Below are 21,979 nucleotides of genomic sequence, written 5' to 3'. Positions count from 1 at the left end.
ATAAATACGCTAATGACGCATCGCGATCTGACAATTCTGGTGATCGACGAAAATGCCATACGCGCCTCCATCATCGAGGAAGGGCTGCGCGAGGCAGGGCATGCGCGTGTCACCGTCGTGCATGAGGTCAACGGCATTGCGCGAACGATCGAAACGCTGATGCCCGACGTGATCATCATCGATATCGAAAATCCTAACCGGGACATGATGGAACATCTGTTCCAGCTAACGCGCACGGTCAGCCGCCCGATCGCCATGTTCGTTGATCGCTCCGATACGGCGTCGATCGAGGCCGCCGTCGACGCCGGCGTCTCGGCCTATATCGTCGATGGATTGAAGAAGGAGCGTGTCAAGCCGATCCTCGATATGGCCGTCAGCCGCTTCAATGCCTTCAGCCGGCTGCGGCGGGAACTGGCGGATGCCCGCTCGGCGCTTGAAGAACGTAAGCTCATCGAGCGCGCCAAGGGCATACTCATGAAGATGCGCGGCCTCTCCGAGGAAGAGGCCTTCGCCCTGCTGCGCCAGACGGCGATGAACGAAAAGAAGAAGATGTCGGAGATCGCTCAGAGCGTTGTCACCGCCGCGGGGCTTTTGATGTAATGGCCGACTGTGCGAATTTCCGGAGGAAACCGGAGTGGATATGATGACGAAGACCGCCAATTCCGGCGGGCTGCCCTTGCCCGCACGCGTGAACAACGAAGGCCCCAAGGTGCTGCGGGCGGGGTTCATTCCGCTTGTCGACGCATCAATTCTGATCGCGGCGGCAGAATTCGGTTTTGCACGGAAAGAAGGCCTGACCCTCGATCTCGTCAAGGACGTTTCCTGGGCGAATGTTCGCGACCGCCTGGCGTTTCGCCAGTTTGACATCGCCCATATGCTTTCGCCGATGCCGGTCGCTTCGATGCTTGGCCTCGGTTCCAACCCTTCGCCGACGATCACGCCTTTTTCGTTGGGGCGCGGCGGCAATGCCATCACCCTATCGGCCCGGCTCTTTGAGAGGATGCGCAAGGACGCCGGCTTGCCGGAAACGGCAGGCGCGCTCGACAATGCCCGTGCCCTGGCAAAGACATTGGCGGCAATGAAGGCACGCGAAGAACCGCTGCTGACTTTCGGCGTTACCTATCCTTTCTCTTCCCATAATTACGAATTCCGTTACTGGCTGGCGGCGGGCGGCATCGATCCCGACAAGGACGTCAAGCTCGTCGTCGTGCCGCCGCCCATGACGTCCGACGCGTTGGCGGCTGGTGCGATCGATGGGTTCTGTGTGGGCGCCCCGTGGAATATGGTTGCCTCGGAGCGCGGGCTCGGCCGTATCGTCGCCGCCAAGCAGGATATCTGGCCCTCGGCTCCTGAAAAGGTGATCGGCATGCGCCCGGATTGGGCTCACAGCCATCCCGAAACCGTTTCCCGGTTGATCGTAGCGCTCGACGCTGCAGCGCGCTGGTGCGACCGCTCGGACAATCACGACGCGTTGGCGGCCGCCCTTGCCGATCCCCGCTACATCGCCGCCCCGGTAAACATCATCCGCCGCGTCCTCGCCGGCGAATTCAACCTCGACGCCAGGAGCAACCGGCGCGTCATCCCTGATTATTTTCAATTCCATTGCGGTTTCGCCAACTATCCGCGGCCGAGCCACGCATTGTGGATCTACAGTCAGATGATCCGCTGGGGGCAGTCGGAGACCAGCCTCAACAAGGCACGGGCCGCCACCTCCGCCTACCGCCCGGACCTCTATCGCGCAGCTCTAGGCGACAACAACGCGCCTGTTGACGCCGATATTCGCGTCGAGGGCGGCGAAGAGAATGATCGCTTCATGGATGGTCGAATCTTCGATCCCGCAGAGCTGCCGGATTATGTCGCGGGCTTTGCCGTCAGGAGCACTCTGCCCTTCTTCTCCGGCAACGACGAGACCTGATGCCAGACCAGCCTGCACAAAACGCCAGCACGGATCGGCGCCCGCCCTATCGTAACGCACAAAAGATTTGCACCCGCGTCGCTGCTGAAAAAACGGGCAACGCCAAACTCTCCCTCGAAAAAGCTTTAATTTCAATATCTTGATCGACACATGGAAAGTTGGCACGCGGTTTGCATTGCTTGTATTGCACAGATCAACGGCGATCCGGGCAATTGGGCACACGCAGGCGCTCATCAAGACACGGGCTACGTTGCGACATGCAAAGCAAACGGTAGTCGAACAAATTCTCAGCAACCCGGTATTCGGATTGCTTTGAGGTAGATAGGCCGGAAGGCCAATGATTGGGCGTCCAACGGCGGGCGCCACCAGCAAAGCCGCTGATCAGGATATTCGCGCGCCTCGTGCAAGCGCGTCCTGACCAGCGGCTTTTTGTTTTAACCCCAGCAATGGATCGGCACGACCTTGTCGGGCCACGGAGAAGCTATGTCTGCCATTGAGAAAGTGCAGCCCATGTCAGCCGGCGAACCAGCCAAAGCACTGTGGATTTCCACTGTGGCCTTCACCCTCTGTTTCGCCGTCTGGACGATCTTTGCGATCATCGGCATCCGCATCAAGCAGGAGCTCAACCTCAACGAGGCCGAGTTCGGCCTGCTGATCGGCACGCCCGTTCTCACAGGTTCGCTCGTGCGCATTGTTCTCGGCATCTGGACAGGGCGTTACGGCGGCCGTCTCGTTTACACGCTGACGATGCTTGCCGCCGCATTGGCGACCTTCCTGCTCTCCTACGCCCACACCTATCCGCAGATGCTGATCGCCGGCCTCGGCGTCGGGCTTGCCGGCGGCTCCTTCGCCGTCGGCGTCGCCTATGTCTCGCCCTTCTTTCCGGCCGAGAAGCAGGGTACGGCGCTCGGCATCTTCGGCGCCGGTAACGTCGGCGCAGCCGTCACCAAATTCGCAGCCCCCTTCGTGCTCATCGCATGGGGCTGGCAGGCGGTTGCCGAAATCTGGGCCGTCTGTCTGGCGCTGATGGCCATCGTCTTCTGGTTCACCACGTCCGACGATCCGGCCTTCCGTCTTCGCCGCGAACGCGGCGTCGCCTCCAAGAGCCTCGCCCAGGAATTCGCACCGCTGCAGAACGTCCAGGTCTGGCGCTTCTCGCTCTACTATTTCTTCGCCTTCGGCGGCTTCGTCGCCCTGTCGCTGTGGCTGCCGCGCTATCTGGTCGGCGTCTACGGCTTCAACCTCGAAACTGCCGGCATGATCGCCGCGGCCTACTCGATCCCGGGCAGTATCTTCCGGGCCTTCGGTGGCGTGCTGTCCGACAAGAAGGGGGCACGCAGCGTGATGTATGCGATGTTTGCCGTGTCGGCCGTGGCCACGCTTATTCTGTCGCTGCCGGCTGCGACCATCACGCCCGTCTTCTTCATCGTCGTCATCTTCGTGCTCGGCTTCTTCATGAGCCTCGGCAAGGCCGCCGTCTACAAGCACATTCCGGCCTATTATCCCGACAGCGTCGGCGCCGTCGGCGGCATCGTCGGCATGATGGGCGGTCTCGGCGGCTTCATCCTGCCGATCGCCTTCGGACTCCTCAAGGACATGACCGGTCTCTGGTCCAGCTGCTTCCTGCTGCTCTTCGCGATCGTCGCGATCTCGCTGATCTGGATGCACCTGTCCGTCAAGCAACTGTCGCGTCAGGGGCACTCTGCGCCCGTGGCTGCCACCTAATCCAAGGGACTTGAACGTATGACCGAAAAACTCGTCATCATCGGCAATGGCATGGCGCCTGGGCGCATGCTCGAGCACCTCTTCGAACGGGCTCCCGGACGCTATGAAGTCACGATCTTCAATGCCGAGCCACGCGTCAACTATGACCGCATCATGCTCTCGCCGGTTCTCTCCGGTGAGAAGGACTATGAACAGATCATCATTCACGGTGACGGCTGGTACATCAAGCACGGCATCACGCTCTACAAGGGCCACAAGATCGTCAACATCGATCGTGATGCCAAGACGGTCACCTCCGACCACGGCGTCACCGAAAGCTACGACAAACTGGTGATCGCCACCGGCTCCGTGCCCTTCATCATCCCTGTTCCCGGCAAGGATCTGCCCGGCGTCATCACCTATCGCGATCTCGATGACGTGCAGGCCATGCTGCTTGCCGCCCAGTCGCGCGAAAGGGCTGTCGTCATCGGCGGCGGCCTGCTCGGCCTCGAAGCGGCCGCCGGCCTTGCCCAGCGCGGCATGGACGTGACCGTTCTGCATGTCATGCCGACGCTGATGGAGCGCCAGCTCGATCCCGCCGCCGGTTATCTCCTGCAGAAGGCTGTCGAGGAACGGGGCATCAAGGTCATCTGCAAGGCCAATACCAAGGCGATCATCGGCAATGGCAAGGTCGAAGGCATCGAGCTCGACGACGGCCGCATCATCCCGGCAACCCTCGTGGTCATGGCCGTTGGCATCCGGCCGAATGTCGGGCTTGCTCGGGATGCCGGGCTCGCAGTCAATCGCGGCATCGTCGTCGATGCAGGCATGCAGACCTCGGACGGCGATATCTTTGCGCTCGGCGAATGCGCCGAGGTCGGCGGCATGGTTTATGGCCTCGTCGCGCCACTTTACGAAATGGCTCGCATCGCCGCCGCGCATCTCTCCGGCGACCGTTCGCCCGCTTTCGTGCATGCGGACACGCCGACGAAGCTCAAGGTCACCGGCATCGAACTCTATTCGCTCGGCGATTTCGCCGACGGTGACGATCGCGAGGAGATCGTGCTGCGCGACGCCAGCGCCGGCGTCTACAAGCGCCTCGTGCTGAAGGACAACAAGATCATCGGCACCGTGCTTTACGGCGAGACCGCCGACGGTGCCTGGTTCAACGACCTGAAGAAGAAGGCCACCGACATTTCGGAGATGCGTGAGACGCTGATCTTCGGCCAGGCCTACCAGGGAGGGTCGCCGCTGGACCCTATGGCGGCCGTTGCAGCCTTGCCGGATGACGCGGAAATCTGTGGCTGCAACGGCGTATGTAAGGGCAAGATCACCTCGACGATCACGAGCAAGGGGCTGACGTCGCTCGACGACGTGCGCGCCCATACCAAGGCCTCCGCCTCGTGCGGCTCCTGCACCGGCCTCGTCGAACAGCTGATGGCGCTGACGCTCGGCGACGGCTACAATCCGGCCGCCGTGCAGCCGATGTGCACCTGCACCGAACTCGGCCATGACGATGTTCGCCGTCTGATCAAGGCGAAAGGTCTGAAGAGCATTCCCGCGGTCATGCAGGAACTGGAATGGAAGACCTCCTGCGGCTGCGCCAAGTGTCGGCCGGCGCTCAACTATTACCTCGTCTGCGACTGGCCGGACGAATATGCCGACGACTACCAGTCGCGTTTCATCAATGAGCGCGTCCACGCCAACATCCAGAAGGACGGCACCTACTCCGTCGTGCCGCGCATGTGGGGCGGCGTCACCAATTCGAACGAGCTGCGCGCCATCGCCGATGTCGTCGACAAGTTCGAGATCCCGATGGTCAAGGTGACGGGCGGCCAGCGTATCGACCTGCTCGGCATCGAGAAGGAGGACCTGCCCGCCGTCTGGGCAGATCTCGGCAAGGCCGGCTTCGTCTCCGGACAGGCCTATGCCAAGGGCCTGCGTACGGTGAAGACCTGCGTCGGCTCCGACTGGTGCCGCTTCGGCACCCAGGATTCCACCGGCCTCGGTATCCGCATTGAGAAATTCATGTGGGGCTCATGGACGCCGGCCAAATTGAAGATGGCCGTGTCCGGCTGCCCGCGCAATTGCGCCGAAGCAACCTGCAAGGATATTGGCGTGATCTGCGTGGATTCCGGTTTCGAGATCCATTTCGCCGGTGCGGCCGGTCTCGACATCAAGGGCACCGAGGTGCTCGGCCTGGTGAAGACCGAGGACGAGGCGCTGGAGCATATCGTGGCGCTGACGCAGATGTACCGCGAGCAGGCCCGCTATCTCGAACGCATCTACAAATGGGCCAAGCGCGTCGGCCTGGAGGAAATCCGCCGGCAGATCATTGGCGATGCCGAAAAGCGCAAGGCCTATTACGACCGCTTCGTCTTCTCCCAGAAATTCGCTCAGGTCGATCCCTGGTCGGAGCGAGTTTCCGGCAAGGACAAGCACGAATTCAAGCCGATGGCGACGATCGGCTATCCGCAGGCAGCCGAGTAAGGAGATGGACATGAATTGGATCGCAATCGGTAACATCTCCGATATTCCGCTGCGCGGCGCGCGCTGCGTGAAGACGCCGCAGGGCAAGATCGCCGTCTTCCGCACGGCCGAAAACGAGGTCTTTGCCATCGAGGATCACTGCCCGCACAAGGGCGGCCCGCTCTCCCAGGGCATCGTGCATGCCAAGGCCGTCACCTGCCCGCTGCACAATTGGGTGATCTCACTCGAAACCGGCAAGGCGCTCGGCGCCGACGAGGGCGAGGTGCGGACCATACCGGTCCGCAACGAGGACGGCGCCCTGTTCATCGCGCTCGAAAGCCTGTTGATGGCGGCTGAATAATGGCGGCTGAGGTCAAGACCACCTGCCCCTATTGCGGCGTCGGCTGCGGCGTCATCGCCACGGTCGACGAAGCCGGCGCCGTCAGCGTCAAGGGAGATCCCGAGCATCCGTCGAATTTCGGCCGGCTCTGCTCGAAGGGGTCGGCGCTTGCCGAAACCATCGATCTCGACGGCCGGCTCCTTTATCCCGAAATCGCCGGCGCACGCAGCGGCTGGGACGAGGCGCTCGATCTGGTCGCCCGGCGTTTCTCCGAAACGATCGCCGAACACGGGCCTGATTCCGTCGCCTTCTATGTCTCCGGCCAGTTGCTGACCGAAGATTACTACCTCGCCAACAAGCTGATGAAGGGCTTCATCGGTTCGGCCAATATCGACACCAATTCAAGACTCTGCATGTCCTCGTCGGTGGCCGGGCATCGCCGCGCTTTCGGCGCCGATACCGTGCCGGGGACCTATGAGGATATCGAGCTTGCTGATCTCGTGGTGCTCACAGGCTCCAACCTTGCCTGGTGTCATCCCGTCATCTATCAGCGGCTGGCCGCCGCAAAAGCAGCGCGGCCGAACATGCGCATCGTCGTCATCGATCCGCGCCGGACGATGACATGCGATATCGCTGATCTGCATCTGGCCATCCGCCCGGACGGCGATGTCGCGCTGTTCATGGGGCTGCTTGCCCATCTCGCGACAAGCCCTGCGATCGATCAGAATTATATCGCCTCCCATACGGAAGGCTTCGCCGGCGCCTTTGCGGCCGCCGCAGCACTTGATATCAACGATCTCCTCGAGCGGACCGGCCTGCCTGCCATGCAGATCCGGGAATTCTTCCGCCTGTTCGAGACGACCTCGAAAGTGGTGACCTGCTACAGCCAAGGCGTCAATCAATCCTCGTCCGGCACCGATAAGGTCAACGCCATCCTCAACTGCCATCTGGCGACCGGCCGCATCGGCCGCCCGGGCATGGGCCCCTTCTCGCTGACCGGCCAGCCGAACGCCATGGGCGGGCGCGAAGTCGGCGGTCTCGCCAACATGCTCGCCGCCCATATGGCGATCGAAAATCCTGAAGACCGCGACCGCGTTCAGCGTTTTTGGGAATCGCCTGTTATCGCTGCAAAGCCGGGGCTGAAGGCGGTCGACATGTTCCGCGCAGTCGCCGACGGGCGCATCAAGGCGCTCTGGATCATGGCCACCAATCCTGTTGTCTCGTTGCCGGATGCCGATAGCGTCGAACGCGCCATCGCCGCCTGTCCCTTCGTCGTCGTCTCCGACATCCTGCGAGAGACGGATACGGCCCGACACGCGCATGTGCTTTTGCCCTCGCTCGGCTGGGGCGAGAAGAACGGCACCGTCAGCAATTCCGAACGGCGCATTTCCAGGCAGCGGCCATTTCTCGGCGCTCCCGGCGATGCGAAGGCCGACTGGTGGCAGCTTGCGGAGGTCGGACGCCGCATGGGATTTGCCGCCGCCTTCGATTTCGATGCGCCGGCCGAGATCTTCGCCGAACACGCCGCCCTTTCCGCCTTTGAAAACAACGGCAGCCGCGACTTCGACATCGGCGCCCGCGCCAGCATGACTGGCGGCGCCTATGACGAACTGTCGCCGTTCCAGTGGCCGCAGGCGGCAGGGAGCGCGCCCGGCGTCACTCGCTTCTTTGCCGATGGCGGTTTCTACCATGCCGATGGCAAGGCGCGCTTCGTCGCGGTCAAACCGCCGCTAACCGATCGCACCAATGCCGATTTCCCCTTCACCCTGAACACCGGGCGCATCCGTGACCAGTGGCACACGATGACGCGAACCGGAAAGAGCGCGCGGCTTTCCGCCCATATCGCCGAACCCTTTGCCGAGATCCATCCGCGCGATGCGATCGAGGCCGGCATCTCGAGCGCCGGCCTCGTCGAGATCGAGAGCCCCCAGGGCAAGGCAATCGTGCGGGCGCTGGTGACCGAGCGCCAGGCGCGCGGCGGCATTTTCGCGCCGATGCACTGGAACGACCAGTTCGCGGCAAAAGCGCGGATCGACGCCGTGGTGGCGCCGATAACCGATCCGATTTCCGGTCAGCCGGCATCGAAAAACGTCGCCGTCGCCGTCCGCCCCTTCCGCGCCGCGCATTACGGCTTCGCGGTCTCGGCCGTCAAACCTGCGATACCGGAGGCGGCCTATTGGGCGCTGGCGAAAGCCGACGGCGGCTGGCGGCTGGAGCTCGCCTTCAACGAAACCGTCGAAGACTGGACGGCCTGGTGCCGGGCGGTTTTCGCCATTCCTGATGAGATCGAACCGCTGGGTTATGCCGACCGGCAAACCGGCGACCTCCGGCTCGCCTTCTTCGACGGCGAGATCCTGCTTGCCGCTCTGTTTCTCGCCCGCGAACCGGTGGCGGTCGCGCGCAACTGGGCGATCTCGCAACTCTCCGCCGTCCACGGCGATCTGAGGAAGCGTTTTGCGCTGGTCGCAGGCCGTCCAGGGGCCGGCAGACCGGATCCGGGCGCCACCGTTTGCTCCTGCTTCAGCGTCGGGGTCAACCAGATCGCTGCCGCGGTGCGCGGCGGATGCCTCAGCGTCGAAGCGATCGGCAAGGAAACCAGTGCCGGGACCAATTGCGGCTCCTGCCGCAGCGAAATCGGCCGGATCATCGATCGCTGCCTCGCCGCAGCGGCGGAGTGAATGCGCAACCGCGGAGCTGCGGTCGGCTGTCAGGCCGCGCTCCGGACGACAAGCATTTTATGGTCGGCTGAGATGCGGACGGCGATCTCGTCATAGGAAGAGATGGTCGGATGCGGCGTCTCCATCTTTTGGTGATGAGTTGCCGTAACGACCATGACGTCGGCGCCCGCGGCCTCGCCGGCCTTAATGCCGGCCGCGACATCTTCAAACACCAGACAATCCCGCGTGCTGACGCCGAGGCGTTCGGCGCCGAGAATATAACATTGTGGATCGGGCTTTCCGACCGTCACGTCCTCTGCGGTCACCATGAATTTCGGCAGAGGCAGGCCAGCCGCTTCCAGCCGGCGGCGGGCAAGACGCAAGGGCGAAGAGGTGACGATCGCCCAGCGATCCGGCGGCAGCGCACTCAGGAACGCCGCGGCACCGGAAATGGCAACGACATCCCCGACATCGGCAATTTCGGCCTCGGTCACCAGCCTTGCCTCATGTTCGGGATCGACGCCCGGCAGGTTCAGCCGAGTGATTGTGTCAATGCCGCGCGATCCGTGCATCTTCGGCAAGAAGGCCGCGACATCGAGCCCATGGCGTCTTCCCCAGTCACTCCAAACACGCTCGGCCGCGAGGATCGAATTGAGGATGGTGCCGTCCATGTCGAAGAGGAAGGCGGCATAAGGCTTCTCGAAGCCGTGGGGCATCGGCAGGTACAAGGGTGCATCTCATTAAAGAAGAGTGTCGGATGGTCGTCACTGGCGTCGATGAAACGGCAAATCGCAGCGTTTTGCAAGTCTGGGCAGGATGGCAACGCGGCATGCTTTAAAACGCCGTAGTTCCAGAGGTGAGAATCAAGTCACAGCAGGGGCGCAAGCCGCTCCGGTCATGGCAGCGTTCCTCGGCCCCGTAACGATGCAAGGTGCGCGTGCAGGTTTTTCGGAAAACATCGGAACAATGAATCCTGCAAGTGGTTACCCAGAGGTCATCCATGATGAAAATCAAAGGAGGATATCCTCATGACCAAATCCCTTATTGCCGCTTCGCTGCTCGCGATCGGCATGGCGTCGTCAGCCTTTGCCCAGTCGAATCCGGATCCCATTGGACCAACGAATGGTGGCTCGACCGATCCGAGTTCGGGTAACTATTCGTCCGATTACACCAACAGCGACAATGGCATGCACCCCGTCCAGGTCGCGCCCGTCGATCCAACCACGACCCAGAGCATCCGACCGCCGCAGGCGATGGAATGCGCCGCAATGCCGCAGCAGGGGACTGGTGTCGATACGCGCGGCGGTCAGAGCGGCGCATCGATTAGCGAAGCCTGCCGCGAATACGACAACTGACAGGCAATCGCCCGCTTTGAAACATGTCGCGCAAAAGTGCACCCCCTCTGAAAAGGCCGGTTTATGCCGGCCTTTTCATGTCACGGCAGATAAAGACTCCCTCCGCATACGACTTTTTCGATCCGCGCGTTCCGACCACCCGTCGTCCCGCACCGTTGATCATTCCGCAGGGTGCGGCATCACCGGGTGGTGATCATCCAGCGGCGGCCAGCCAGTCAGATGGTTCATCAGTGGGAAATAAGCGCCGTAGGGGAGCAGACGCGCCAGCTTCAGCATCGTGGTGAAGCGTCTGGGGAAAGCGATCTCGAAAGCCTGCGATTTCAGTCCGGCGGCAATCTGGCGGGCAGCCTCCTCGGGCGACACGAGCGCCGGCATGAGAAAGGCGCTCTTGCCCATCGTCGGCGTGTCAACGAAGCCTGGGCTGATGAGCTGTATGCGGATGCCCATCTTGTCGAGATCGAATTTCAGGCTTTCGGCCATGTTGATCAACGCCGCCTTGGTGGCGCCATAGGCAGCCCCGTTCGGCAGGCCGCCATAGCCGGTGACGGAAGAGACGATGGCAATCTGTCCCTGCCCTTTCGCCTTCATGTGGCGGATCGCCGGCACCAGACAGTTGACGACACCGGAAAGATTGACGGCAAAGCTCTTTTCAAAATCGGCGCGGTTCAGATTCTCGGCGTGGATCGGCAGGTAGACACCGGCATTGAGGATCGCCATGGCCAGCGTGCCATGCTCATATTCAATGGAGGCCAGGACATGTTCCATGTCCTCGGCATCGGTGACATCACCGTCGAGGACGATAATGTTGCCGGAGAGGCCGCTGGCTTCGGCCTGTAGATCGACCAGCCTTTCGTGGCTTTTCGCGGTGACGGCGACCTTGTATCCTTCGCCGGCAAGCTTCAGCGCAAGCGCCCGGCCGATACCCGAGCTCGCGCCTGATATCCACACGATTCCATGTTCGGGACGGGCGATGAAATCACGCATCACATGCACCTCCGGCTCTGCCTGACCAGCACGAAAACAGGTCCGGAAGTTCTTTGCGCCTTCCGGATTTACGGCTTTATCACACCATTGTGGCTGCTTTCAGCCGATCAGGTCGCCGATTATCTGACGAAAGGACCCGGTCAGCCGGATCGGTCCGTCGGACACCGCGAAGGCAATGCAGGGCCTGTCCATTTCTGCAACCGGCCGGTGATCGACAGTTTCGTCGGCAATCGAGATGTCGCCGGGGCCGAAATGGCCGCGCTCATCGTTGAAAGCCCCATCTAGAACGAGGATCAGTTCCACGCCTTTATGAGTGTGCGCCGGCAAGGCGCGGCCAGGGCGGATCCACATCAGACGGACCTCGCAGCCGTCCATGTCGAGCGAATATTCCTTAAGGCCGGGCAGCCGCTTGCGCCAGGGGACGTCCGCGACCTCGAAGCCGACAAGAGCGCGCAATGCCCGGGGAAACAGGGCGGTTTTGGGTCTCTTGGCGGCCTGCGGCCCAGAATCGGGAGAAGTGGAGGAGAAGATTGCCGCAAGGCGCTGCCTGCGGTCGGCAATGGCGGCTTCCGGCGTGTTTTCCAGCGCCCCTCCCGCCAACAGCTCGAGGGTGTTCACCAGGCGGTGATTGTCCGGCTTCAATTCGAGATGGGAGCGTATGAGCACACGCGCCGGCTCGGGCAAGGAGCCGGCGACATAATGCGCTATCAATGCGTCGATCGCGTCGATCTGCTCGTGAACCATGTCGCTTTCGGCCATGCCCGCTGCCCGGTTTCCGTTTCGCTTTGTCGTCATCGGTACGGGTAAAGTCAATCTTCGGATCATCGCGCAACCGCAGGATGGCGGGTGACGGGCCTTTTCGGGCAGGGAAAGCGAAATTTTGTCGTGGCCGACAGAGGCATGGAATAGCATTTCTTGCCAACCCAGCCTTGTGAAGGGAAAAGACCGTTCTTAAAGTAAGAGTTCGAAAGAGGCAGATTCCATGACCTTCCATCCCTCCGTCCTCGAAGCCATCGGCAATACGCCCCTGATCAAACTCAAGGGCGCCTCGGCGGCAACCGGCTGCACCATCCTCGGCAAGGCGGAGTTCCTGAACCCCGGCCAGTCGGTCAAGGACCGTGCCGCCCTCTACATCATTCGCGACGCCGAGCGGAAGGGGCTGCTTCGGCCCGGCGGCGTCATCGTCGAAGGCACGGCCGGCAATACCGGCATCGGCCTGACGCTGGTCGCCAAGGCGCTCGGCTACCGCACCGTTATCGTCATCCCGGAAACGCAGAGCCAGGAAAAGAAGGACGCGCTGAAACTGCTCGGCGCCGAACTCGTCGAAGTGCCGGCCGTTCCCTACAAGAACCCGAACAACTATGTGAAAGTGTCCGGGCGTCTTGCCGAACAAATGGCGAAGAGCGAACCGAACGGGGCGATTTGGGCAAATCAGTTCGACAATGTCGCCAACCGCCAGGCGCATATCGAAACGACGGCGCCGGAAATCTGGAACGATACCGCCGGCAAGATCGACGGCTTTATCTGCTCCGTCGGCTCCGGCGGCACGCTGGCGGGTGTGGCGGCCGGCCTCAAGGCCTTCAAGCCGGACGTCAAGATCGGCATTGCCGATCCCGACGGCGCCGCGCTCTATGAGTTCTATCAGAACGGTGCACTGAAATCCGAGGGATCCTCGATCACCGAAGGCATCGGCCAGGGTCGCATCACTGCCAATCTCGAGGGTTTCACGCCCGATTATGCCTATCGAATTTCCGATGCCGAAGCTCTTCCTTATCTTTTCGACCTCGTCGAAAACGAGGGGCTGTGCCTCGGCGGCTCGACAGCGATCAACATTGCCGGCGCGGTTAATCTCGCGCGGGATCTCGGGCCTGGTCACACGGTGGTGACAATCCTCTGCGACTACGGCAACCGCTACCAATCGAAGCTCTTCAATCCGGATTTTCTGCGGTCGAAGGGACTGCCCGTTCCGGGCTGGATGATTGGTTCGTCCGACATAGACGTTCCCTACGAGCCCGTGTGAGACCTCATGCGCGTCAATGCCCTCTATCGCGACGACTTCTATCTCTCCACGTGCGAGGCGGTCGTCACTGCCGTTCACGACGACGGGGGCATCGAGCTCAACCAGACCTGCTTTTATGCCACATCGGGTGGCCAGCCCGGTGACACCGGCCAGCTTGAACGCGCCGACGGCACCAAGATAGCACTCGGCCAGACGAAACACGGCGCCGGCAAGGATGTCATCATCCACGTGCCGCTCGAAAACGAGCCGCGGCCGGAGGTTGGCGAGACGCTGGTGCTGCATGTCGACTGGCCGCGCCGCTACCGGCTGATGCGTATGCACACGGCCTGCCACCTGCTGTCGGTCATCTGTTCCTATCCAATCACCGGGGCGGCGGTCGGCGAGGAAGAAAGCCGCGTCGACTTCGACATGAGCGAGACGATCGACAAGGACGAGGTCACGGCCAAGCTGATGGAACTGGTCGGCCAGAACCACCCGGTCTATCAGCAATGGATCACCGACGACGAGCTTGCGGCAAATCCTGATATCGTCAAGTCGAAGAACGTGCGCCCGCCGGTGGGGCTCGGTCGGGTCAGCCTCGTCTGTATCGGCGAGAACTCCTCGATTGACAGCCAGCCCTGCGGCGGCACACATGTCTCGGAGACGCAGGAAGTCGGTCAGATCCATATCGCCAAGATCGAAAAGAAGGGCAAGGAGAACCGGCGCTTCCGCATCCGCTTCGGCACGCCCGGCGAAGAAGCCCGACAAAGGGGAGACCATAATGACTGAGAGCAAGAGCCGCTTCGTCGTTTCGGCCGAATGGCTGCGGGCCGAGCTCGGCAAGCCGGACCTGCGCGTGCTGGACGCCTCCTTCTACCTGCCGGCGCAGAAGCGTGACGCCGATGCCGAATATGCGGCCGGCCATATCCCCGGGGCCATCCGCTTCGATCAGGACAAGATCGCCGACCACTCGACGGCGCTGCCGCACACTATCCCCTCGCCCGATTACTTCGCCGCCGAAGTCGGCAAGCTCGGCATCAGCGAGAACGATCGCATCGTCGTCTATGACGGTATAGGCCTGTTTGCCTCGCCTCGCGTCTGGTGGCTGTTCCGGGTGATGGGGGCCAAGAACGTCTACGTCCTCGACGGCGGTCTCGACGGCTGGAAGGCAGAGAGCCGTCCGCTCGAAACAGCGGCCCCCAACTACGCGCCGGCGACATTTACGCCTGACTTCGACGAAAGCCGCGTCGTGACGCTGGATACCATGCGCGACATTGTCTCGAGCGGCGCGATGCAGATCGCCGACGCCCGCAGCGCCGGCCGCTTCGCCGCTACCGAACCCGAGCCTCGTGCCGGCATGCGCTCCGGCCATATGCCCGGCGCCCGAAGCCTGCCCTCCGGTGTCTTCGCCAACCAGGGTCGGTTCAAGTCGCTGCCCGAACTCAGGCAGACGATCGAAGAGGCCGGGATCGATCTCTCCAAGCCGGTCGTCACCTCCTGCGGATCGGGAATCACGGCCGCGATCATCACGCTGGCGCTGGAATCCCTCGGCCATCACGACAACAAGCTTTATGACGGTTCATGGAGCGAATGGGGCAGCCGTGACGATACGCCTGTTGTCACCGGTCCGCCGACGCCGGTCAAAGCCTGACCGCCATGGGAAAGACGCCCGCTTCTCTCAAAGCGCATATCACCCGTCTTGAAATGACGGCGCCGCCGAAGGCCAGCATGCCGGTGCCCGTCAACATACAGACGGCGATCATGCGCGCCCCTGGCATACCGCTGCCCTTCTACCGCTATCTCTACCGACAGGTGGGCGCGCGCTGGCAGTGGGTGGACCGGCTGCGCATGAGCGACGAGCAACTGTCAGAAATGCTGAACGACAAACGCAACAATATCAGCGTCCTCTACGTGAACGGCGCACCGGCCGGCTTCTACGAATATTTCTGCGAGGACGAGGAGACGATCGAACTCAGCCATTTCGGCCTGATCGAACATGCGCTCGGGCTTGGCATCGGCAAATGGTTTCTGCTGCAGGCGCTCTATGCCATCTGGGCGCTCGACCCGAAGCGCGTCACCACGACCACCAATAATCTCGACCATCCGCGCGCACTGCAGCTCTATCAGATGTACGGCTTCTCTCCTGTCTCGACCGGCACCGGCATTGTGCGGCCGCTAAGTGACAAGGAGCTTCTGGAGCTTGCAAGAAAGGGCTGACGGTTTGGTTACCCACCGCCCTAATTCCTGTGCCTGTCACAGGAATCCAGCCACGGCGCGTCTGCGCTGCGAATGAAGTAAGACGGACAGGAATGAGCACGCAAGGTGGCAATTTTCCTCCGGCCGTTGAGAAATTGCCATGCCCTGCGTCGGGAAACTGCGTTCGAGCGGTGATCTCGACAAGCAACTGCATGCGCAAGAAACGGGTGGCTTGGGCGATGACTCAAGCGCAGTTTCACGGCAATCACCAAGGAGATTTGCCATGACCGCCATTCGTTTTACCGCCATGCCGACCATCGACGCCGAGCATCTTTGGAAAGGCGGCTGCGATGCTTACGACAGACTGCCAGATACGATGGTTTCCGACGGTCCGGGTCATCCTTGCCGCCACTGCCTTGAGAATATCGATGAGGGCGAGGAACTGCTGGTTTTCGCTTACCGACCATTCCCGGCGTTGCAGCCCTATGCCGAAACCGGCCCGATCTTTCTGCACAAGAGACCTTGCAAGCGCTATGCTGCCGAGGAGATCCTGCCGCCGGTGTTGATGACGAGCCCGGACTTCATTCTCCGCGGCTATAATGAAGACAACCGCATCGTCTATGGCACCGGTGCGGTGACCGTGATCGGCGAGATCGCGACCTATGGCGAGAGGCTATTGGCACGGCCGGACGTTGCCTATGTGCATGTGCGCTCGGCGCGCAACAACTGCTTCCAGTGCCGGATCGACAAGATAAAGGCGCCGGCTCTGACAGAGACCGGCGCCTTCGCTTGACGTTGAGTCACGAAGCTTACGCTACGTTCAGCACGCTCTCCGGCGCGAAGGCCTCGTAGCCGAGCGCCTCAGCGACCGGCTTGTTGGTTATCCGGCCCTTGTGCACGTTGAGGCCGTTCCTCAAATGCTTGTCTTCCGCGATGGCGCGCAGGCCGCGGTCGGCAAGCGCAAGCCCATGGACCAGCGTGGCGTTGTTCAGCGCATGCGCCGACGTGACCGGTACCGCGCCGGGCATATTGGCGACACAATAATGTACGACGCCGTCCACCTCATAAGTCGGATCGGAATGCGTCGTCGCATGCGATGTTTCGAAGCAGCCGCCCTGGTCGATGGCGACGTCGACGATGACGGCGCCCTTCTTCATGCCGGACAGCATTTCGCGGGTAACGAGCTTCGGAGCGGCCGCACCCGGGATCAACACGGCGCCGATGATGAGGTCGGCCGAGAAGACCTCCTCCTCCAGCGCCTGAATGCTGGAATAACGGGTGTGGACACGGCCAGCGAAAATGTCGTCGAGTTGACGCAGGCGCGGCAGGGATTTGTCGAGGATGCTGACATCGGCGCCAAGTCCGGCGGCCATTCTGGCGGCATGCAGGCCGACGACGCCGCCGCCGATGACGGCGACTTTGGCCGGCAGTACGCCGGGCACGCCGCCAAGCAAGACACCGACACCGCCATTGGCCTTCTGCAGGGCTGTCGCTCCGGCCTGGATAGACAGGCGCCCGGCGACCTCGGACATCGGCGCCAGCAGCGGCAGGCCGCCGCGCTCGTCGGTCACCGTCTCATAGGCGATTGCGGTGACGCCGGAGGCGAGAAGACCCTTGGTCTGATCGGGATCGGGCGCCAGATGCAGATAGGTGTAGAGCAGCTGACCGTCGCGAAGCTGCGCCCATTCGGAGGGCTGCGGCTCCTTGACTTTGACGATCATGTCACACTTTTCGAAAATATCCTTCGCGGAGGCGGCGATCTTCGCGCCAGCCGCAGCGTAGGCGGCATCATCGGCACCGATACCGGCGCCCGCCTTGGTCTCGACCCAGACCTCGTGGCCGTGCGCCACATATTCGCGCACCGAAGCAGGCGTCAGGCCGACCCGATATTCATGATTCTTGATTTCCTTCGGACAACCGACACGCATTTCGCGTTCCTCTCATTTTGTCTCCGCGGTCGCGGATCTCCTCTGCGACCGATCCAATCATCAAGGCTGCGAAATGTCCTTGCAAACACGGTTTGCACAAACGTCATTTTTCGGTGATTATTGCGTTACCTATTATTTTTTTCGAAGGTTGTTCGAATGGCTGATCTCGATACCATCGATCTTTCGATTCTGAAGGTTTTGCAGGTCAATGCCCGCATCACCAATGCCGAGCTCGCCGAGAGGATCGGGCTTTCCCCTTCGGCCTGTTCGCGCCGGCTCGACATTCTTGAGAGAAGCGGCGTCATCGACGGCTACCATGCGCGGCTTTCGCACAAGGCGCTCGACTATAAGATGATTGCCATCGTGCATATTTCACTCTCAGGCCAGTTCGCCAAGACGCTGGCGGAGTTCGAGTCGGCGGTGAAGCTCTGCCCTAACGTGCTCGTCTGCTACCTGATGTCGGGCGAATATGACTACATCCTCAGGGTCGCCGCCCGCGACCTCGAAGACTATGAGCGTATCCATCGCGACTGGCTGTCGGCCCTCCCCCATGTGGTCAAGATCAACTCGAGTTTCGCGCTCAGAGAAATCATCGACAGGCCGAATGTGGGGCTTTGAGGCCTTGCTTATTTCCGAATGCCTGACCAGACTTTCGGCGCGCGCGGGCGTCTCCCGCTTCTCGGCATGTCATGAAATCGAAGACCCACGGTTACATTTTCGCCCTGCTGGCGCTGACCATCTTTTCGCTGCAGGACGCCATCTCCAAACACCTGGCATCCGCCTATCCGCCGATCTTCGTGACGATGATCCGCTACTGGGCCTTCGGGCTTTTCACAATCATTCTCGCTTCGAAGATGCGCGGCGGTCTCAAGGCGACGGCTCGCACCAAACGCCCCGTCCTGCAGGTGGCACGCGGCCTGCTGCTTGCGGTTCAGGTGGTTCTGGCCATCACCTGTTTTGCCGTGATCGGCCTTGCCCGTTCACAAGCAATCTTTTCCGCGACGCCGATCCTGATCGCGCTGCTGGCAATGCCGATCCTCGGCGAGCGAGTCGGATGGCGGCGATGGGCGGCAATCGGCGCGGGGCTTTTCGGAGTGCTGCTGATCCTGAAACCGGAAGGGGATTTTTTCGACGTGAAGCTGCTTCTCGCCGTCGCCTCCTGCTTCAATTTCGCCTTCTACGTCATCGCCACACGCCTCGTCAGCCGCGACGATTCTTCGACGACCAGCTTCTTCTATACCGGTGTCGTCGGCGCCGTCGCGATGACGCTGATCGGGCCGTTCTACTGGAGCTGGATGTCATCAGGCGACTGGGGCTGGATGGCGCTGGTCTGCATGACCAGCATTTCCAGCCACTATTTCCTGATCCGCGCCTACGACAGTCTCGATGCCGCCGCCGTTCAGCCGCTGACCTATCTGTCACTCGTTTACGCTTCGATCATCGGCGTGACGATCTATGGCGAAACGCTCAGCCTCAACACGATCGTCGGCTCGGCGATCGTCGTCGCCGCCGGCATCTTCACGATCTGGCGCGAGCATGTCGTTGGGCGAAGGGCGGCCAAAGCCCGCATCGCATTGGACCTGCGCGACGCCGGCTAGCCGGCGTTGCGTCATTGTTTTTGCCGCATAGCTGGCCGGCGTACGTTAACGCGAACGACCAGTTTTACTCCAATTTTAGCCAAGCGCCTAAAACCATTTCAATTTTCGGCCGCTATGCTCTTTCGCTGTATCAAGGGAGAACATATGACCCGAAACCTGAAAATCACGGCGCGAAAGGCCGACCGGAAAAACTGCCGCGTCTTCGGAAGCGTCAAATTTCTGAACAGCGAGGTGGATGTCCGCATTCTCAATCTGTCGGTGACCGGCGCCGCCCTGGAGACGAGGGAACCTTTCCACGCCGCTTCGGGTAGCAAGGTGCGCATCGAAGCTGAAAACCTCGGGCTCCTCGAAGGCGTCATCCGCTGGAAACACAATGGGCGCATCGGGATCCAGTTCGATGTGAACTCCAACGCGCGAGCGCAGGTCTCCTCCTATTTCCGTTTTTTCCATAAGGAAATACGGCCGGTGCTGGCGGTACGGCAGCTGACGACCCCCAGGCCCGTCGGCGACCGCTCGCCTCAGCGGACGGCATTGCGGCCGAAATCGTAGGCAGCACTGCCTTTCCAAGCACCGGCGGATCCATTTCCGCACCTGGCCGGCATCGCAACAAGTCGCCTGCGCCTCGTCGACCAGCGGACGGGCGGCACGTGGAGCAACAGGGATGGCGCGCTACTCCCGCGGGATAACCGCATCCCACATCGCGCTTCAAGACTATCTCGCCTTCCCCGCGAATTGTTTTGCGGTCCTGTCATTTTCGCCGTGTACTCCTCGCCAAATCGTCCTAATTCTGAGGGGCCGGACGATGCGTGACCTTTGAAGGAGAGTTTTCATGTCTTCCATTTTCGATGTCGGCTTAATGAGCCGTCGTTCCTTACTTGGCGGCCTTGCCGCCACCTCGGCGCTGGTGCTGCTGCACCCATTCAGTGCGCGTGCCAGCGCCAACCAGGCACATCTCCGGCTGATGGAAACGACGGACATTCACGTCAACGTCTTTCCCTATGACTATTACGACGACAAGCCGAACGACACGATGGGTCTGGCGCGCACCGGGACCATCATCGACAATATCCGTGCGGAGGCCGTCAACTCGCTGCTGATCGACAATGGCGACGTGCTGCAGGGCAATCCGATGGGCGACTACATGGCCTATCAGCACGGCATGAAGGACGGCGACGTCCATCCCGTGATCAAGGCGATGAACACGCTCGGCTATACTGTCGGCACGCTCGGAAATCACGAGTTCAACTACGGCCTCGACTTCATGTTCAAGGTGCTGTCGGGCGCGAACTTCCCCTTTGTCTGCGCCAACCTGACCAAGGGCCAGCTCGCCTCGGACCCGAAGCAGGACGACCTGTTCTTCAAGCCCTACATCATCGTGGAAAAACAGATCAAGGACGGCTCCGGCAATGAGAGCCCGGTCAAGATCGGCTTCATCGGCTTCGTCCCGCCGCAGATCATGCTCTGGGATATCAAGAACCTTGAGGGCAAGGCGCAGACGCGTGACATCGTCGAGGCCGCCAAGGCCTGGGTCCCGGCGATGAAGGAGGCCGGCGCCGATATCGTCATCGCCCTCTCCCATTCAGGCATCGACGGGAGCGCGCCGTCCGAAAAGATGGAAAATGCATCGCTGCATCTTGCCGCCGTTGAGGGGATCGACGCGATCTTCACCGGCCACCAGCATCTCGTCTTCCCCGGCCCCAAGAGCTGGGACGGCATCGCCAACGCCGACCCGGTCAAGGGCACACTGCACGGCAAGCCCGCCGTCATGGCAGGCTTCTGGGGCTCGCATCTCGGCCTTATCGACCTGCTCTTGGAAAAGGACGGCAACAGCTGGAAGATCGTCGACTTCACCTCGGAAGCACGGCCGATCTATCATCGCGACGACAAGAAGAAAGTGATCGCCGATTATACCGACAAGAAAGAGGTCGTCGAGGCCGCCAGGACAGAACATGAGGCGACACTCGCCTATGTCCGCACGCCCGTCGGCAAGACCTCCGCGCCGCTCTATTCCTATTTTGCGCTGGTTGCCGACGATCCTTCCGTGCAGGTCGTCAGCCAGGCCCAGACCTGGTACATCAAGCAGATGCTCGCCGACACCGCGTACAAGGATCTGCCGGTGCTTTCAGCGGCGGCCCCCTTCAAGGCGGGCGGCCGCGGCGGCGCCGACTACTATACCGATGTCCCGGCTGGCGATATCGCCATCAAGAACGTCGCCGATCTCTATCTCTATCCCAACACGGTGCAGGCTGTGGCGATCACCGGCGCCCAGGTGAAAAACTGGCTCGAAATGTCGGCCGGCATGTTCAACCATATCAAGGCCGGTTCGAAGGATGCGCCGCTGCTCAACACCGACTTTCCGTCCTATAATTTCGACGTCATCGACGGGGTGACCTACCAGATCGATCTGTCGCAACCGCCGAAATATGATTCATCCGGCAAGGCGATCAATCCGGACTCCAACCGCATCCAGAATCTCGCCTTCGATGGCAAGCCGATCGATCCGGCTCAGAAATTCGTCGTCGTCACCAACAATTACCGCGCCGGCGGCGGCGGCAGTTTCCCGGAGATTGCAGCGGACAAGGTGATCTTCCAGGCACCTGATACCAATCGCGACGTCATCGTCCGCTATGTCCACGACCAGGGTACGATCAATCCGTCGGCCGATGCGAACTGGACCTTCAAGCCGCTGCCGGGCACGACCGTTACCTTCGACAGCGGGCCCAAGGCAAAGCAGTTCCTCGCCGCGGTCAAGAGCGTCAAGATCGAGGATGCCGGCGACGGTGCCGACGGCTTCTCGAAGTTCCGGCTGGTTCTTTAGGGGTGGAATTTGGAGG

The 21,979-nt window shown here is 61.5% G+C and carries 20 protein-coding genes; 16 read left to right on the top strand and 4 right to left on the bottom strand.

The window, feature by feature from the left end; all coding sequences use genetic code 11:
• The first annotated feature begins 12 nt into the window (after positions 1 to 12).
• The 6 genes from RHE_RS09125 (at position 13) to RHE_RS09100 (ending at position 9,106) form a co-directional block, all read left to right on the top strand.
• Positions 13 to 600, top strand: coding sequence for an ANTAR domain-containing response regulator (locus RHE_RS09125; protein ID WP_011425077.1), 588 nt, complete (start codon positions 13 to 15; stop codon positions 598 to 600).
• A 34-nt stretch (positions 601 to 634) separates the two neighbouring features.
• Entirely contained in the window at positions 635 to 1,915 is a 1,281-nt protein-coding gene (locus tag RHE_RS09120; RefSeq protein WP_187331723.1) for a CmpA/NrtA family ABC transporter substrate-binding protein, read from the top strand.
• Positions 1,916 to 2,398: 483 nt separating this feature from the next.
• Positions 2,399 to 3,640 carry an MFS transporter gene (locus RHE_RS09115; protein ID WP_011425075.1) on the top strand — a complete coding sequence of 414 codons (1,242 nt, stop codon included), beginning with the start codon at positions 2,399 to 2,401 and terminating at the stop codon, positions 3,638 to 3,640.
• An 18-nt stretch (positions 3,641 to 3,658) separates the two neighbouring features.
• Positions 3,659 to 6,109, top strand: coding sequence for a nitrite reductase large subunit NirB (gene nirB, locus RHE_RS09110; protein ID WP_011425074.1), 2,451 nt, complete (start codon positions 3,659 to 3,661; stop codon positions 6,107 to 6,109).
• A gap of 4 nt (positions 6,110 to 6,113) precedes the next feature.
• Positions 6,114 to 6,449, top strand: a complete 336-nt coding sequence (nirD, locus tag RHE_RS09105) for a nitrite reductase small subunit NirD (RefSeq protein WP_086005020.1) — start codon at positions 6,114 to 6,116, stop codon at positions 6,447 to 6,449.
• Positions 6,449 to 9,106 (top strand): nitrate reductase, encoded by a 2,658-nt coding sequence (locus tag RHE_RS09100; RefSeq protein WP_011425072.1) that lies wholly within the window; start codon positions 6,449 to 6,451, stop codon positions 9,104 to 9,106. The genes nirD and RHE_RS09100 overlap by 1 nt, the downstream gene beginning before the upstream one ends.
• A gap of 29 nt (positions 9,107 to 9,135) precedes the next feature.
• On the opposite strand, the gene RHE_RS09095 is transcribed toward RHE_RS09100, so the two are convergent.
• A complete protein-coding gene (locus RHE_RS09095; protein WP_082239834.1) occupies positions 9,136 to 9,813 on the bottom strand; it encodes an HAD family hydrolase in 678 nt (225 codons plus the stop codon).
• 300 nt (positions 9,814 to 10,113) lie between these two features.
• Between RHE_RS09095 and RHE_RS09090 the strand changes: the two genes are divergently transcribed.
• On the top strand, positions 10,114 to 10,440 hold the full coding sequence (locus RHE_RS09090; RefSeq protein WP_011425070.1) for a hypothetical protein: 327 nt from the start codon (positions 10,114 to 10,116) through the stop codon (positions 10,438 to 10,440).
• Between the two features lie 159 nt (positions 10,441 to 10,599).
• Here RHE_RS09090 and RHE_RS09085 read toward each other — a convergent pair whose 3' ends face one another.
• Together RHE_RS09085 and RHE_RS09080 are read right to left on the bottom strand one after the other, a co-directional pair.
• Positions 10,600 to 11,424, bottom strand: a complete 825-nt coding sequence (locus RHE_RS09085) for an SDR family NAD(P)-dependent oxidoreductase (RefSeq protein ID WP_011425069.1) — start codon at positions 11,422 to 11,424, stop codon at positions 10,600 to 10,602.
• A 99-nt stretch (positions 11,425 to 11,523) separates the two neighbouring features.
• Positions 11,524 to 12,183: a ChrR family anti-sigma-E factor gene (locus tag RHE_RS09080; protein ID WP_011425068.1), complete on the bottom strand. Its 660-nt coding sequence runs from the start codon at positions 12,181 to 12,183 to the stop codon at positions 11,524 to 11,526.
• 223 nt (positions 12,184 to 12,406) lie between these two features.
• Here RHE_RS09080 and RHE_RS09075 point away from each other — a divergent pair, with 223 nt between their 5' ends.
• From RHE_RS09075 to RHE_RS09055, 5 genes are all read left to right on the top strand, one after another.
• The gene (locus RHE_RS09075; RefSeq protein ID WP_011425067.1) at positions 12,407 to 13,444 is read left to right on the top strand and encodes a cysteine synthase A; all 1,038 of its coding nucleotides are present in this window, start codon (positions 12,407 to 12,409) and stop codon (positions 13,442 to 13,444) included.
• Positions 13,445 to 13,450: 6 nt separating this feature from the next.
• Entirely contained in the window at positions 13,451 to 14,212 is a 762-nt protein-coding gene (locus RHE_RS09070; protein ID WP_011425066.1) for an alanyl-tRNA editing protein, read from the top strand.
• The gene (sseA, locus tag RHE_RS09065) at positions 14,205 to 15,074 is read left to right on the top strand and encodes a 3-mercaptopyruvate sulfurtransferase (RefSeq protein WP_011425065.1); all 870 of its coding nucleotides are present in this window, start codon (positions 14,205 to 14,207) and stop codon (positions 15,072 to 15,074) included. The genes RHE_RS09070 and sseA overlap by 8 nt, the downstream gene beginning before the upstream one ends.
• A gap of 5 nt (positions 15,075 to 15,079) precedes the next feature.
• Positions 15,080 to 15,640 carry a GNAT family N-acetyltransferase gene (locus tag RHE_RS09060; protein WP_011425064.1) on the top strand — a complete coding sequence of 187 codons (561 nt, stop codon included), beginning with the start codon at positions 15,080 to 15,082 and terminating at the stop codon, positions 15,638 to 15,640.
• 262 nt (positions 15,641 to 15,902) lie between these two features.
• The gene (locus RHE_RS09055) at positions 15,903 to 16,412 is read left to right on the top strand and encodes a DUF1203 domain-containing protein (protein WP_011425063.1); all 510 of its coding nucleotides are present in this window, start codon (positions 15,903 to 15,905) and stop codon (positions 16,410 to 16,412) included.
• A 16-nt stretch (positions 16,413 to 16,428) separates the two neighbouring features.
• On the opposite strand, the gene ald is transcribed toward RHE_RS09055, so the two are convergent.
• Complete coding sequence (gene ald / locus RHE_RS09050) at positions 16,429 to 17,547, bottom strand: alanine dehydrogenase (RefSeq protein ID WP_011425062.1); 1,119 nt, start codon at positions 17,545 to 17,547, stop codon at positions 16,429 to 16,431.
• Between the two features lie 156 nt (positions 17,548 to 17,703).
• Between ald and RHE_RS09045 the strand changes: the two genes are divergently transcribed.
• The 4 genes from RHE_RS09045 (at position 17,704) to RHE_RS09030 (ending at position 21,963) form a co-directional block, all read left to right on the top strand.
• Positions 17,704 to 18,165 (top strand): Lrp/AsnC family transcriptional regulator, encoded by a 462-nt coding sequence (locus RHE_RS09045; protein ID WP_011425061.1) that lies wholly within the window; start codon positions 17,704 to 17,706, stop codon positions 18,163 to 18,165.
• Between the two features lie 71 nt (positions 18,166 to 18,236).
• A complete protein-coding gene (locus tag RHE_RS09040; protein ID WP_011425060.1) occupies positions 18,237 to 19,145 on the top strand; it encodes a DMT family transporter in 909 nt (302 codons plus the stop codon).
• Positions 19,146 to 19,289: 144 nt separating this feature from the next.
• Positions 19,290 to 19,694 (top strand): PilZ domain-containing protein, encoded by a 405-nt coding sequence (locus RHE_RS09035; protein WP_011425059.1) that lies wholly within the window; start codon positions 19,290 to 19,292, stop codon positions 19,692 to 19,694.
• A gap of 280 nt (positions 19,695 to 19,974) precedes the next feature.
• On the top strand, positions 19,975 to 21,963 hold the full coding sequence (locus RHE_RS09030; protein WP_011425058.1) for a bifunctional 2',3'-cyclic-nucleotide 2'-phosphodiesterase/3'-nucleotidase: 1,989 nt from the start codon (positions 19,975 to 19,977) through the stop codon (positions 21,961 to 21,963).
• The last annotated feature ends 16 nt before the right edge of the window (positions 21,964 to 21,979 follow it).

Origin of the sequence: Rhizobium etli CFN 42, from assembly GCF_000092045.1 — a bacterium.
In the GTDB taxonomy this organism is placed as follows: domain Bacteria; phylum Pseudomonadota; class Alphaproteobacteria; order Rhizobiales; family Rhizobiaceae; genus Rhizobium; species Rhizobium etli.
The sequence above is the reverse complement of the archived record's forward strand: the minus strand, read 5'-3'. Positions and strand labels throughout refer to the sequence as shown.

What these genes read in the sequence shown, in the direction of transcription:
- RHE_RS09125 (WP_011425077.1), top strand. Translation starts at nt 13, where the DNA reads ATGACGCATCGCGATCTGACAATTCTGGTGATCGACGAAAATGCCATA.
- RHE_RS09115 (WP_011425075.1), top strand. Translation starts at nt 2,399, where the DNA reads ATGTCTGCCATTGAGAAAGTGCAGCCCATGTCAGCCGGCGAACCAGCC.
- nirB (WP_011425074.1), top strand. Translation starts at nt 3,659, where the DNA reads ATGACCGAAAAACTCGTCATCATCGGCAATGGCATGGCGCCTGGGCGC.
- nirD (WP_086005020.1), top strand. Translation starts at nt 6,114, where the DNA reads ATGGACATGAATTGGATCGCAATCGGTAACATCTCCGATATTCCGCTG.
- RHE_RS09100 (WP_011425072.1), top strand. Translation starts at nt 6,449, where the DNA reads ATGGCGGCTGAGGTCAAGACCACCTGCCCCTATTGCGGCGTCGGCTGC.
- RHE_RS09090 (WP_011425070.1), top strand. Translation starts at nt 10,114, where the DNA reads ATGACCAAATCCCTTATTGCCGCTTCGCTGCTCGCGATCGGCATGGCG.
- RHE_RS09085 (WP_011425069.1), bottom strand. Translation starts at nt 11,424, where the DNA reads ATGCGTGATTTCATCGCCCGTCCCGAACATGGAATCGTGTGGATATCA.
- RHE_RS09080 (WP_011425068.1), bottom strand. Translation starts at nt 12,183, where the DNA reads ATGGCCGAAAGCGACATGGTTCACGAGCAGATCGACGCGATCGACGCA.
- RHE_RS09075 (WP_011425067.1), top strand. Translation starts at nt 12,407, where the DNA reads ATGACCTTCCATCCCTCCGTCCTCGAAGCCATCGGCAATACGCCCCTG.
- RHE_RS09070 (WP_011425066.1), top strand. Translation starts at nt 13,451, where the DNA reads ATGCGCGTCAATGCCCTCTATCGCGACGACTTCTATCTCTCCACGTGC.
- sseA (WP_011425065.1), top strand. Translation starts at nt 14,205, where the DNA reads ATGACTGAGAGCAAGAGCCGCTTCGTCGTTTCGGCCGAATGGCTGCGG.
- RHE_RS09060 (WP_011425064.1), top strand. Translation starts at nt 15,080, where the DNA reads ATGGGAAAGACGCCCGCTTCTCTCAAAGCGCATATCACCCGTCTTGAA.
- RHE_RS09055 (WP_011425063.1), top strand. Translation starts at nt 15,903, where the DNA reads ATGACCGCCATTCGTTTTACCGCCATGCCGACCATCGACGCCGAGCAT.
- ald (WP_011425062.1), bottom strand. Translation starts at nt 17,547, where the DNA reads ATGCGTGTCGGTTGTCCGAAGGAAATCAAGAATCATGAATATCGGGTC.
- RHE_RS09045 (WP_011425061.1), top strand. Translation starts at nt 17,704, where the DNA reads ATGGCTGATCTCGATACCATCGATCTTTCGATTCTGAAGGTTTTGCAG.
- RHE_RS09040 (WP_011425060.1), top strand. Translation starts at nt 18,237, where the DNA reads ATGAAATCGAAGACCCACGGTTACATTTTCGCCCTGCTGGCGCTGACC.
- RHE_RS09035 (WP_011425059.1), top strand. Translation starts at nt 19,290, where the DNA reads ATGACCCGAAACCTGAAAATCACGGCGCGAAAGGCCGACCGGAAAAAC.
- RHE_RS09030 (WP_011425058.1), top strand. Translation starts at nt 19,975, where the DNA reads ATGTCTTCCATTTTCGATGTCGGCTTAATGAGCCGTCGTTCCTTACTT.